The sequence below is a fragment of the Novosphingobium sp. fls2-241-R2A-195 genome, from assembly GCF_030209485.1.
GTDB classification, from domain to species: Bacteria; Pseudomonadota; Alphaproteobacteria; order Sphingomonadales; family Sphingomonadaceae; genus Novosphingobium; species Novosphingobium resinovorum.
The window spans coordinates 1-12,364 of the sequence record NZ_JARVRY010000026.1; the positions used below are offsets into that span (position 1 = coordinate 1).

The window sequence follows — 12,364 nt, forward strand, 5'->3', positions numbered from 1 at the left end:
CTGTGTTGGCGACCGTAGCAGAAGCGTGCTCCGCTGCGGTGAAGCGGCCTCTAAGACCACCAAGTGAGTCGGTCAACAGTCTAATTTCAAAAAAAGTTCATTTTCAACGCAAAGCCCGGATTTGCGCGGGTTTGGCACGATCATGCCCGGAAACGCACGGCCCGACCGTCTCCGGCCGGGCCTTTTCGCGTCAGGGCACGATCACGAAGTCCGGGTTGGAGACCGCGAAGACCGCCTCCCGCTCCGGCGCAGGCGGATAGATCCACACGCCGTTGATTTCCTGCTTCAGCTTCTTGCCTTCCGCCCGGGTCAGGTGGACCTGCCGGTCCCAGCCCTCCGTATAAAGGGCACCCCATGCGCCGAGGTCGAGACAGGTCACGTACTTGGGCTGGCTGTAGGGGTGGAGGCCCAGCCCCACCAGTTCCGCAGCGGCATTGTGGCCCGCCACCCGGCCGAGGCTCAGCGCGTGCTGGCAGGACATGACGGTGAAGTTGCCGATATCGTCGGTCGCCGCTTTCACGGTGTCTCCGGTGACGAAGATGCCTGGCGCCTCGGGCGCGCGCAGATAGACGTCGCCGAGCACCCGGCCGGTGGCATCATGCTCTCCGGGCACCTGCCCTGCCAGCGGATGAGCACGCATCCCGGCCGACCACACGACGGTCGCTGCATCGATCCGCGATCCATCCGAAAGCGTGACCCCGCCTGCGTCCACCGCCGTCACCCGCACGCCGGGGCGCTGCTCGACACCCAGTTCGTCAAGGGCGCCCCGCACGACCACGGCCGCATCGGCGCCCATCTCGGCGGCGATCTGTTCGGCCGGGTCGACGATGACGACGCGGATCGGCGCATCCTTGCCCAGAATGGCGCGCAACCGTTCGGGCATCTCCGCCGCGCCTTCGAGGCCGGTGAAGCCGCCGCCTACCACGACTGCCGTACCGCGTGCCTCGTCGGTGCGGGCAGCCAGCAGCCCGAGGTGCGCGTCCAGCCGCTGCGCCGAGTCCAACTGATCGACATCGAAGGCGTGATCCGCAATGCCCGGGATCGGCGCAGTCGACAGGCGGCTGCCGGTGGCCAGTACGAAGCGGTCCCAGGCGATCGTCTCGCGCCCGCCGTCGTTACGCAGGATCGTGGCCTGCTGCGTATTCGCGCCGATCGCCTCGACCAGACCGGCCACGTACCGCGCGCCGACCGCTGCGAGCAGGGCAGAAACGTCGGGGTTCATGTTCTCCAGCACGGCTTCATAAAGGCGCGGACGGATCACCATGGTCGGGCTCGGCGAGACGACGACGACTTCCACGTCGTCCTCCCGCCCTGCAAGCGCAATGGCGCGGGTTGCCGACAGGGCGGCCCAGACTCCGGCGAAACCGGTGCCGGCGATCAGGATGGTCTGCTTGCTCATCGATCTTCTCCTCTTGTGCGCCGGACGCGGTTCATCGTCCCGACAAGCGCGAGGTCTGCGAAGGCAGCGCGCAAGTCGGCGCTTTCCCGGTGCGTCCGGCAGGACGCCGAGAAAGGTGTTCAGGAATGCGGGTGAGAAAGGCTCAGATCATGAAGGACCGTCCCGCCGGGGACGGCCGATGCGTGCGGTGCGGGTGGTCTGGCGATCGCCCGCCCAGTCGCGGAAATCGTTGAAGAATGTCTCGGGCGCCTTGCGGCCGAAGCGGCTCGCCACATCGCCCAGGGTCTGCGCGGCAAGAGCATCGCGCATCGCCTTCTCGGCCTGGAGCATGACGGCGTGGACGGCGCAAGTTCCGGCGGTTGCCCAGCCGGGCGCATCGCCGCCGAACAGGGCGCAGCGGCCGCGCACCTCCTGACAATCGAACAGCGGCTTGTCGCCTTCGATCGCGTCGATGATCTGGAGGAAGGTGATCTCGCCCGCCGGCCGCGCGAGGCGGTAGCCCCCGCGCACGCCTTCGCTGGCGGCGACGATGCCGGCTTTCTCCAGCTTGGGGAAGATCTTCGCCACGAAGCTGGGCGAGATGCCCTGGATCTCGGCGATCTCCCGGCTGCTGAGGGCGCGGCCGTCTTCCACCAGCCAGAGCAGGCCGTGGATTCCATATTCGACGCTGGTGGTGATGTGGGCCATGAACGCGGAGTTACTCTGTCTGCGTTAAAGCGTCAAGTATATAACGACGACAAATTTGGTCTGCGTTTATCGTGCAATCATGCGAAAAGGGGCGAGCCTTTCGGCCCGCCCCTTCGGTAGCGTGATCAGGGATAATCGTTCAGGCGCGAGCCTTGCCGAAAGCGACGATCTGCAGCAGGCCGCCGGCGATCGCGATGTTCTTGAAGAAGTGGATGAATTGGTTCTGGTCGGCCAGGTTGTTGTGGAAGAACGCGGCGGTGGCGAGGCTGAACAGCGCGATGACGGTGGCGACCGCACGGACCTTGTAGCCCGAGATCAGCAGCGCGCCGCCGACCACTTCGACGAGGATGGCGCCAGCCAGCGCCACGGCGGGAAGCGGGAGGCCGACCGAGGCGATGTAGGCCATCGAACCGGCGGGGTCGGCGATCTTGGACAAGCCGCTGATGATGAAGATGGCGGCGATGAGAACGCGGCCGACGAGCGGCAGCCAGGCTTCGAGGGTGCTGGCGGTGTTGGCGGGAGCGACGGAGGCCGTGTCGATGGTGGTGATGGTCATGGCGGGAACTCCTGGGTGATCGGGGGCAATACGGTGACGACGGGCGTGTCGTCCTGACGCCCTCCAGATGCGCCCGGTCAGGGTTCCGAAATAGTGGGATTAAACGCGATCATATGTTCGAATTATGCCAACATAAGGCGGATAGGCTATCCGCCAAGCACCAACGCACGATGATTTTCCATCAAATCGTCATTGCGAGCAAAGCGAAGCAATCCAGGGCAGCATCACACCGCGCTGGATTGCTTCGCTTTGCTCGCAATGACGAACGTGCTTTAGATCGCGCCCTAAGCGCTCGCCGGGGCCGCGGCGTACAAGGTGATCTGCGTGTGCAGACCATCTTCGGAAGACTGGCCCACCCAGACGTCGAACGCGCCCGGCTCCGCCAGCCGCCGGTTGCCCGCGCCGACGAATTCGAGGTCCGTGCGGGACAGGGTGAAGCGCACGGTGCGGCTCTCGCCCGGCTCCAGAGTGACGCGCTCCATCTTCTTGAACTCGCGGATCGGGCGGGTGCGACTGGCCACGCGGTCGCGTGTGTAGAGCTGCACGATCTCGCTGCCGCGCCGCTTGCCGCTGTTGGTCAGGCGCGCGGTGATCGAGACGGTGCCGTCCCAGCGCAGGGCGGGGTCGGAAACCTGCAGCTTGTCCAGCGTGAAGCGCGTGTAGCTCAGGCCATGGCCGAAGGAGTAGCGCGCGCTGTTGTCGGTGGTGGCGTAGCGGGCCTTGTACTCGGTGCTGCCGTTGGGGACGGTCGGGCGGCCGGTGGACTTGCGATCGTAGAAGAACGGCTCCTGCCCCGACTCCCAGGGGAAGCTGACCGGCAGCTTGCCCGAGGGATCGACCTTGCCGAACACCACGTCGGCGATCGCATTGCCCGCCTCCGAGCCGAGGAACCACGTCGCCAGCACGGCATTGGCGTTCGCCACTCCGTCATGGATCGCCAGCGCACGGCCGTGACGAAGCAGCACGACGGTCGGCTTCTTCACCGCCGCCACCGCATCGGCGAGCGCCTGCTGCGCGGGCGGGATCTCGATCACGGTGCGCGACTGCGCCTCGCCCGACATGTCCTGCGATTCCCCGAGGGCGAGGATCACCACGTCGGCCGCCTTCGCCGCCTTGACCGCCGCCTCGATCCCGCCGTCGGTGGGGCCGTGAATGGCGCAGCCGGGCACGACGGTCAGCTGGTCCGGATCGACCATCGCGCCGCGCAGCCCGCTGGCCACGTCCACGCCCTTGCCGGGATCGCCGTAGAAAGCCCAAGGGCCGTAGAGGTTCGCCTTGTCATCGCCGAACGGGCCGATCAGCGCGATCTTCTGCTTCTTTCCCTTGTCGAGCGGCAGCACCCCGTCGTTCTGCAGCAGCACGATGGAGCGCGCGCCCGCCTCGCGCGCGAGTTCGCGGTGAACGGGCGCGCCGATGCGCGATTTCTCCGCCGCCTCGTCCAGCGAGCGCCAGGGGTTGTCGAACAGGCCCATCGCCATCTTGACGTAGAGGATGCGCCGCACCGCCACGTCCACCGTGCCCATCGGCACCGCGCCGCTTTTCACGAGGTCAGGCAGGTAGCGGATATAGAGCCCGCTCTGCATCGACATATCGACCCCCGCCAGCACTGCCAGCCGCGCGGCGTCGCGGTCATCCTCGGCATAGCCGTGGGCGACCAGTTCCTCGTCGGCGGTGTAGTCCGAGAAGACGAAGCCGGTGAAGCCCATCTCGCCGCGCAGGATATCGGTGAGCAGGGTGCGGTCGGCGGTCGCGGGCACGCCGTTGATCTCGCTGAACGCCGCCATCGTGGTGAGCGCGCCCGCAGCGAAGGCGGAGCCGAAGGGCGGTAGGTGCGTCTCGCGCAGGGTCTCGTCGCTGATGTCGACACTGCCGTATTCCAGCCCGCCCGCCACCGCGCCATAGGCAGCGAAGTGCTTGGGGCAGGCGAGCAACGAGTCGTCGCGCCGCAAGTCGCGCCCCTGGAATCCGCGCACCCGCGCGGCGGAGAGCAGCGCGGTCAGCGTCACATCCTCTCCGGCGCCCTCGACCACGCGGCCCCAGCGCTGATCACGCGCGACGTCGGCCATCGGCGCGAAAGTCAGGTGCAGGCCCGCCGCCGTCGCCTCCAGCGCCATGGCGCGCGCGGTGCGCTGCGCCAGCACCGGATCGAAGCTGGACGCCTCGGCCAGCGGCACCGGGAAGATCGTCTTGAGCCCGTGGATCACGTCCCCCGCCAGCAGCAGCGGAATACCGAGGCGACTGTCGTTGACCGCGATCTCCTGCGCCTTGCGCGCGCCCGCCACGCCGATACCGTTGAACAGGCAGCCGACGCGGCCCTTGCGGATTTCCTCCGAGAGCTTCTTCACGTCCTGGATGCCGGCCGCCGGGTTGGGCGGGTTGAAGGGGCGGAAGGCGTCGGCAAGGCAGGTCATCTGCCCGGCCTTCTCCTCGATCGTCATCTTCTTGATGAGATCGTCCACCCGCGTCACCTCTTCGGCGGCGAGAGCCCTGAACGAGAAGCCCGATGCGATGGCGCTGGCGATGATACCGGAAAGAACGGTGCGGCGGTCTGGGTTCATGAACTCTTGGCTGTTGGTGCGTCGATTTGCCCCCGTCAAACCGCGGTAGGGCATTTTGTTGCATTGCGGCAAGGCCCGGGCGGGCGCCATGGCTTCGGACCACCCTGCCCCCGCGCCACCTCGTCGTACGGCGACACCGGGTTGACGCATCGCGCCGCACGATGCACAAGATATGCGAATAATTCGCAATAGCATATCTTGAGGCACGCGCATGTACGACTTCCTCGACCGGCCGGTCACCGAACTCGACAACGACGGCCGGTTTCTGCTCTGGGCCATGCGCGGATGGGCGCATTCGGCATCCAAGGGCAATTGCCCGGCGCAGTCGCTGGCGCGTGCCTTTGCCGGATACAACGCCGCCGCCGTCCTGCCGGACTTTCACATGGCGATGGCGCTCGTCAGCCGCCGGGCATCCGAAAGGATCACGGTCGCGCCGATGGGCTGCCACCGCATCTGCGAACATGAGGCGTTGCTCCTTGCACTTTGGCGCGATGTCGGTATAGGCCGCCGCGAAAACGTGCGCGCGACTCTCGCGCATGTCGTGCCATGCGACACGGTCGCCGCGGTCGCTCAGGCCATGAGCCGCGCAAGCGCCGCGATGACCATCGCCGGCTTCGGCATTGCACTGATAAACCCGCCCGCGTGACCCATTCGATGAACCAAGGACTGACGTTGATGAACGATAGCAAGGCAGAAGCCGCCACCCTGGACAATTCGGCGGCTCCTGCGACCGTTCTGGAACCCACTGGTGCGCTGACCGTGGAAACGGTGCTTTCGGTCCATCACTGGAACGAGCACCTCTTCAGCTTCAAGATCACGCGCCCGGCCTCGTTCCGCTTCCGCTCGGGTGAGTTCATCATGATCGGCCTGCAGGGCGACAACGGCAAGCCGCTGCTGCGCGCCTATTCGATCGCCAGCCCCTCGTGGGCCGAGGAGATCGAATTCCTCTCGATCAAGGTCGAGGACGGCCCGCTGACCTCCAAGCTGCAGTTGATCCAGCCGGGCGACCAGATCTACCTCGGCCGCAAGCCGGTGGGCACGCTCGTCACCGACGCGCTGACGCCGGGCAAGCGCCTGTTCCTGTTCGGCTCGGGCACCGGCCTCGCGCCGTTCCTCTCGCTGATCCGCGATCCGGACGTCTACGAGATGTTCGAGCAGGTCGTGATCGTCCACTCGGTCCGCCGCGTCGCCGACCTCGCCTTCCGCCAGGAGCTGGAGAGCCAACTGGCCGGCGACCCGCTGGTCGAGGACCAGGCGCTGGTGCAGCTGACCTACGTGCCGACAGTCACGCGGGAAGAATTCCACACCACCGGCCGCATCAACGTGCTGATCGAGAACGGCCGCCTGTTCGAGGGCCTGAAGGGCGAGGCCCGCATGGACCCGGCGACCGACCGCGTGATGCTGTGCGGCTCGATGGCGATGAACAAGGACATCGCCGCGATGCTGGAAGGTCTGGGCTTCGTCGAAGGATCGAACAACAAGCCCGCCGACTTCGTGATCGAGCGCGCGTTCGTCGGCTAAGCGACGACTGCCGTGATGCGAGAGCGGCCTGCCCGAAAGGGCGGGCCGTTTTCGTTTCGAACATCCTCCCTGTTGCGAAGCAATGGGGAGGGGGACCGCCGCCGCAGGCGGTGGTGGAGGGGAGAAGGCCCCCTCCGTCAGTCGCTGCGCGACTGCCACCTCCCCATCGCTGCGCGACAGGGAGGATGCTTCTTCATCGCCCGCCTTGACTTCCCCCCACCATTGCGCTGAAATCCCACCAACGGGCACGCGCGGACGCCCGTTCAGACGGCAACGTCCAAGTCCGCTCCATCAGCCGTACCTGCGGCCTGCGGAGCACTTGCATGACGACCGACACCGCCTCCATCACTATCGCGCCGCCCACCCTTTCGCTGCCTGCGCTGTTCCTCAAGTTCCTGCGGTTCGGCGCGCTGGCCTTCGGCGGGCCGGTGGCGCAGATCGCCATGCTGCGTCAGGCGCTGGTCGAGGACGAGCGCTGGATCGACAAGGGCCGCTTCAATCGCCTGCTCGCGGTCCTGCAGGTGCTGCCGGGGCCGGAGGCGCATGAACTGTGCGTCCATCTCGGCATGATCGCGCGCGGGCGGATCGGCGGATTGCTGGCCGGGCTGGGTTTCATGCTGCCGGGGCTGGTGCTGATGCTGGTCGCGGGATGGGCCTACGTCACCTGGGTCGCGGGAAACCTGACGCTGGCGGGTGCGCTTCTCGGCGTGCAGGTCGCCGTGCTCGCGATCATCCTGCGCGCGGTGGTGCGCATCGGACACCATATCGTCGAGAACGCGCTGCTCGGCGTGATCGCGGCCGCAAGCCTCGTCCTGACCCTGCTGGGAGTGCCGTTCTGGATCCTGCTGGCGGCGGGCGGACTGACCTATGCCGTGTCGCATCGGCCGCTGGTGGCTTGCGCGATCCTTGCGGTCGCCCTCGCGCTGGCGACCGCGATCCACCTGCTTTCCGGCTCTGGCGACGGCCTGCATGCCGTGCAGGGCATCCCCGTCACGACCTTCGCGCTGTTCGTCGCCGGGCTCAAAGGCGGGCTGCTGACTTTTGGCGGGGCCTATACGGCCATTCCCTATGTCCGCTCGGATACGGTCGGGCGGGGCTGGATCGGCGACGGCGCCTTCCTCGACGGGATTGCGCTCGCCGGGGTGCTGCCTGCGCCGCTGGTGATCTTCGTGACTTTCGTGGGCTATGTCACCGGCGGGGTGAGCGGCGCGCTGGCGATTACCGCGGGGATGTTCCTGCCCGCCTTCGCCTTCTCGCTGGTGCTGTTCGAGCGTTTGGAGGCCATCGTCGAGAATCCGGCGCTGCACCGCCTGCTCGAAGGCATCGCCGCCGCCGTGGTGGGGATCATCGCCGCCACCTTCGTGCAGCTTGCCTATGCGACCGGACTGCGCGTGACCGCCCCGCTCGGTGCGCTCGCGATCTTCGCGGTGGCCCTGGCAGTCGTGTGGCGGATCAAGGGGGCCTGGGTGACGCCCGCGCTGGTGGCGGGAGGGGCCTTCGCGGGCTGGGCCTTGTTCACGTAAAGAAGCGGGCGCTTTCCTACAGGACGGGCGGCGCGGTACGATGCGCCCATGCCCCGCCCGATCGCTTCCATCTGCACAAGGTTACACCGCAAGGTGACACTTTCTCCTCACAAGGTGACACATCGTCCGCAAAATGTGTCACCTTGCGCACCTAAGGTGACACTTTCCGGCCCAAGGTGACACCTTTTCCCTCTGGACCGTGTCAACCGTGTAAACCTGCCCGGAACCTCCCGCCCCCCATGCGTGTTAGCGGATGCAGCATCATGCAGGAGGCAGCACGTGACGCAGGGCCCAGCTACCGACCATCCCGCCGACATCGCGTTTTCCCGCCCCGAGCGGATGATCCATGAACTCGGTGCCGAATATACCGGCGAGGGCACGCATTTCGGCGTCTTCTCTGAAAATGCCGAAGCGATCGAACTGTGCCTGTTTTCCGAGGACGGCACCGAGGAAACCGCCCGCCTCGAACTGCCATCGCGGGAAGGTTCGATCTTCTCGGGCTACCTCCCCGGCGTGAAGCCCGGCCAGCTCTACGGCCTGCGCGCCCACGGCCCCTACGATCCCGCGAGCGGCCACCGCTTCAACCCCAACAAGCTGCTGCTCGACCCTTATGCCCGCGAGGTTTCGGGCGCAATGCAATGGGACGATGCGCTCTGGGGCTATGACCTGACCACGGGCGACGACACCACCTTCGACGCCCGCGATTCCGCCCCCTTCATGGTCAAGAGCGTGGTGCAGGACCCGGACTTCGACTGGGAAGGCGACAAGTCCCTCTCCCGCCCCTGGACCGAGACGGTGATCTACGAGGCCCACGTGCGCGGCCTGACGATGACTCACCCCGACGTCCCCGAAGCCCTTCGCGGCACGTACGAAGGCATGGCCAGCGAGCCGGTCCTCGACCACCTCCGCAAGCTGGGCGTCAGTGCCATCGAACTGCTGCCCAGCCAGTTCTTCCTCGACGACCGCATGCTGCTGGACAAGGGCCTGTCGAACTACTGGGGTTACCAGACGCTCGGCTTCTTCGCGCCGGAACCGCGCTTCCTGCGCGGCGGCGACGTCGCCCCGCGCGCCATCCGGCAGTTCAAGGACATGGTGAAGCGGTTCCACAAGGCGGGGATCGAGGTCATCATGGACGTGGTCTACAATCACACCGCCGAAGGTTCGGAGAAAGGCCCGACGCTCAGCTTCCGCGGTCTCGACAACGCCGCCTACTACATGCTGAGCCCCGAGAACCCGCGCTTCAGCTTCGACAACACCGGCACCGGCAACACACTGGCGGTGGCGCATCCGATGGTCATGCGCATGGTGCTCGATTCGCTGCGCTACTGGGTGCAGGTTATGCACGTCGACGGCTTCCGCTTCGACCTTGCCTCCACATTGGGCCGCGAGGAAGCGGGCTTCGACCGCGAGGGCGGCTTCTTCGACGCGATCCGGCAGGACCCGATCCTTGCCGGCGTCAAGCTGATCGCCGAGCCGTGGGACATCGGCATGGGCGGCTATCAGGTCGGCGGCTTCCCCCACCCGTTTCGCGAATGGAACGACAAGTTCCGCGACGACACCCGCGCGTTCTGGCGCGGCGACGAGGGGCTGGTGGGCGACATCGCCCAGCGCCTGATCGGCTCGCCGGTCCAGTTCAACCATTCGGATCGCGGCGCCACCAGTTCGATCAACTTCCTCGCCGCGCATGACGGCTTCACGCTGATGGACACCGTCTCGTTCAACGACCGCCACAACGAGGCCAACGGCGAAGGCGGCGCGGACGGGCACGACAACAACCTTTCCGACAACATGGGCGCCGAAGGGGCCACCGACGACGAGGCCATCACCGCCGCCCGCGCCCGCCGCCGCCGCGCCATGGTGGCGACGCTGATGGTCAGCCAGGGCGTGCCGATGCTCCTTTCGGGCGACGAGATCGGCAACAGCCAGCACGGCAACAACAACGTCTACTGCCAGGACAACGAACTCGGCTGGCTCGACTGGGAGAGCCGGGACGACGATTTCCTCGACTTCTGCAGCCGCATGATCGCGCTGCGCCGCCAGTACCCAGTGCTCTGCCAGGAGAACTTCCTGATGGGCGAGACCGGCGACAACGAGCGTCTGGAAATCGCCTGGTTCCAGCCGGACGGCCGCGCGATGGACGGCGAGCTGTGGGGCCAGCAGGGCCTGCGCGTGCTCGGCATGCTGCTCGACTACTCGACCCGCGAGGTCTTCCTCGACGGCGGGCGCCCGCTGTTCACCGTGGTCAACGCGGGCGACGGCCTCGACTTCACGCTGCCCGAGGGCGAGTGGGTGCGCCTGCTCGACACCGCGCGCGACGATCCCTTCACCGAGGAGCCGGTCGACCGCGAGGCCGCCGCGATCTCGCCCGGCAGCCTCTGCCTGTTCCGCCCCGCGTGATGGCAACGCACTGGGGCGCCCAGCCGCTGGGCGACGGTCGCTGGCGCTTCGGCCTCTGGGCGCCGGACGCGGAGGAGACCCGGCTGGAAGTCGGCGGCTTGGCAATGCCCGCGCAGTCTGCCGGGCAGGGCTGGTGGCTGTTCGAGGGCGAGGCCGCCGCAGGAGACGCCTATCGCTGGGTCATCGAGGGCACGCCCTACCCTGACCCCGCCGCGCGGGCGCAGATCGGCGACGTGCACGGCCCCTCGATGCTGATCGATCCGGCGGCCTACCAATGGCGACGCGAATGGCCGGGACGCCCTTGGTACGAGGCGGTGGTCTACGAACTCCACCTCGGCACCTTCACCGAGGAAGGCACGTTCGCCGCCGCCATAGCAGAGTTGCCGCGCCTTGCGGACCTCGGCGTGACGATGATCGAGATGATGCCCGTCGCCCAGTTCGAGGGCGACCGGGGCTGGGGCTACGACGGCGTCCTGCCCTTCGCACCGCACCCCGCCTACGGCACGCCGGACGAGATGCGCGCGCTGGTCGATGCGGCTCACGGGCTGGGCATCGCAGTGATGCTGGACGTAGTCTACAACCACTTCGGGCCTTCCGGGAATTACCTCGGCGCGTGGTGCCCCTCGTTCTTCCACCCCGAGCGTGCCTCGCCGTGGGGCGCAGGGATCGCCTTTGAGGCCCCGGCCGTGCGCGAATACTTCATCGCCAACGCCCTGTACTGGCTGGACGAATACCGCCTCGACGGCCTGCGCCTCGACGCGGTGCACGCCATCGAGGACCATTCCGAAACCCATTTCCTCGACGAACTGGCCGCGCGCATCCGCGCCTGTGACTTCGGCCGACCGATCCACCTCGTCACCGAGGACGAACGCAACCTCGCCCGCTACTTCACCGCCGATGCGCCCTACGACGGCACTTGGAACGACGACTGGCACCATGCCGTCCACTGCCTGCTGACCGGGGAGGAAGAAAGCTACTACGCCCCCTTCGCGGTGGACCCGGTCGCCGACATCGCCACAGCACTCGCCGATGGCTACGTCGAACAGGGCCAGCCTCGCGAGAATGGCGAGGACACCCCGCGCGGCGAACCCTCGACGCACCTGCCGCGCTCCGCCTTCGTCAATTTCCTCGGCAATCACGATCAGATCGGCAACCGCGCACGCGGCGAGCGGCTGCACCATCTCGTCACCGACCGCCATGCCTACCGCGTGATGACCGCGCTCACCCTGCTGACTCCCTTCACGCCCATGCTGTTCATGGGCGACGAGTTCCTCACCGATGCGCCCTTCCAGTTTTTCGTCGATTTCGAGGGCGACCTCGCGGAAGCCGTCCGCAAGGGCCGGGCGCAGGAATTCGCCCGCTTCAGCAGCTTCGGCGGCGAGGTTCCCGACCCGGTGGCGGCGGGGACTTTCATGGCCTCCAGGATCGGCCGCGCTGTCCGGCAGGAACAGCATGACCACCACGCTTTCGTACGCGAACTCCTCGAACTGCGTCGGACGCATGTGACGCCGCTGGTTGCCTGGAACCCCCAGCCGACGGTGGCCATTCGACGGGAAGCGCTGCTTATCGACGCGCAATGGTCCTTCGCCCCCGGCACCCTGCATATCCGGGCCGCCCTGGGCACGGAGCGCACGCCCTTCCTCCCTCATCGCAGCCCGAACCTGCTGCTTCACGATGCGTCGAGCTCCTTCGCGCTGTCGGCGACAGTCTCACCGGAGTGATA

9 protein-coding genes are annotated in these 12,364 nt (G+C 67.0%); 5 read left to right on the top strand and 4 right to left on the bottom strand.

Translation table 11 applies throughout. From position 1 onward, the window contains the following. Window positions 1-190 precede the first annotated feature (190 nt). From QRN25_RS19285 to QRN25_RS19300, 4 genes are all read right to left on the bottom strand, one after another. Window positions 191-1,399, bottom strand: coding sequence for an NAD(P)/FAD-dependent oxidoreductase (locus tag QRN25_RS19285; RefSeq protein ID WP_285020864.1), 1,209 nt, complete (start codon window positions 1,397-1,399; stop codon window positions 191-193). A 147-nt stretch (window positions 1,400-1,546) separates the two neighbouring features. Next, complete coding sequence (locus QRN25_RS19290) at window positions 1,547-2,086, bottom strand: RrF2 family transcriptional regulator (RefSeq protein WP_008829861.1); 540 nt, start codon at window positions 2,084-2,086, stop codon at window positions 1,547-1,549. A 139-nt stretch (window positions 2,087-2,225) separates the two neighbouring features. After that, window positions 2,226-2,642 (bottom strand): DoxX family protein, encoded by a 417-nt coding sequence (locus QRN25_RS19295; RefSeq protein ID WP_285020865.1) that lies wholly within the window; start codon window positions 2,640-2,642, stop codon window positions 2,226-2,228. Window positions 2,643-2,926: 284 nt separating this feature from the next. Then, entirely contained in the window at window positions 2,927-5,200 is a 2,274-nt protein-coding gene (locus QRN25_RS19300; protein ID WP_285020866.1) for a glycoside hydrolase family 3 N-terminal domain-containing protein, read from the bottom strand. Window positions 5,201-5,411: 211 nt separating this feature from the next. Here QRN25_RS19300 and QRN25_RS19305 point away from each other — a divergent pair, with 211 nt between their 5' ends. The 5 genes from QRN25_RS19305 to treZ all read left to right on the top strand — a co-directional run bounded on the left by QRN25_RS19305 (window position 5,412) and on the right by treZ (window position 12,362). Next, a complete protein-coding gene (locus QRN25_RS19305) occupies window positions 5,412-5,846 on the top strand; it encodes a hypothetical protein (protein ID WP_285020867.1) in 435 nt (144 codons plus the stop codon). Window positions 5,847-5,875: 29 nt separating this feature from the next. After that, a complete protein-coding gene (locus tag QRN25_RS19310; protein WP_008829865.1) occupies window positions 5,876-6,721 on the top strand; it encodes a ferredoxin--NADP reductase in 846 nt (281 codons plus the stop codon). A 323-nt stretch (window positions 6,722-7,044) separates the two neighbouring features. Beyond that, window positions 7,045-8,244 carry a chromate efflux transporter gene (gene chrA, locus QRN25_RS19315; protein WP_285020868.1) on the top strand — a complete coding sequence of 400 codons (1,200 nt, stop codon included), beginning with the start codon at window positions 7,045-7,047 and terminating at the stop codon, window positions 8,242-8,244. A 279-nt stretch (window positions 8,245-8,523) separates the two neighbouring features. Then, complete coding sequence (gene glgX / locus QRN25_RS19320; RefSeq protein ID WP_285020869.1) at window positions 8,524-10,641, top strand: glycogen debranching protein GlgX; 2,118 nt, start codon at window positions 8,524-8,526, stop codon at window positions 10,639-10,641. After that, window positions 10,641-12,362: a malto-oligosyltrehalose trehalohydrolase gene (gene treZ, locus QRN25_RS19325; protein ID WP_285020870.1), complete on the top strand. Its 1,722-nt coding sequence runs from the start codon at window positions 10,641-10,643 to the stop codon at window positions 12,360-12,362. Before glgX ends, treZ begins: the two co-directional genes overlap by 1 nt. Window positions 12,363-12,364 lie beyond the last annotated feature (2 nt).

What these genes read in the sequence shown, in the direction of transcription:
- QRN25_RS19285 (WP_285020864.1), bottom strand. Translation starts at nt 1,399, where the DNA reads ATGAGCAAGCAGACCATCCTGATCGCCGGCACCGGTTTCGCCGGAGTC.
- QRN25_RS19290 (WP_008829861.1), bottom strand. Translation starts at nt 2,086, where the DNA reads ATGGCCCACATCACCACCAGCGTCGAATATGGAATCCACGGCCTGCTC.
- QRN25_RS19295 (WP_285020865.1), bottom strand. Translation starts at nt 2,642, where the DNA reads ATGACCATCACCACCATCGACACGGCCTCCGTCGCTCCCGCCAACACC.
- QRN25_RS19300 (WP_285020866.1), bottom strand. Translation starts at nt 5,200, where the DNA reads ATGAACCCAGACCGCCGCACCGTTCTTTCCGGTATCATCGCCAGCGCC.
- QRN25_RS19305 (WP_285020867.1), top strand. Translation starts at nt 5,412, where the DNA reads ATGTACGACTTCCTCGACCGGCCGGTCACCGAACTCGACAACGACGGC.
- QRN25_RS19310 (WP_008829865.1), top strand. Translation starts at nt 5,876, where the DNA reads ATGAACGATAGCAAGGCAGAAGCCGCCACCCTGGACAATTCGGCGGCT.
- chrA (WP_285020868.1), top strand. Translation starts at nt 7,045, where the DNA reads ATGACGACCGACACCGCCTCCATCACTATCGCGCCGCCCACCCTTTCG.
- treZ (WP_285020870.1), top strand. Translation starts at nt 10,641, where the DNA reads ATGGCAACGCACTGGGGCGCCCAGCCGCTGGGCGACGGTCGCTGGCGC.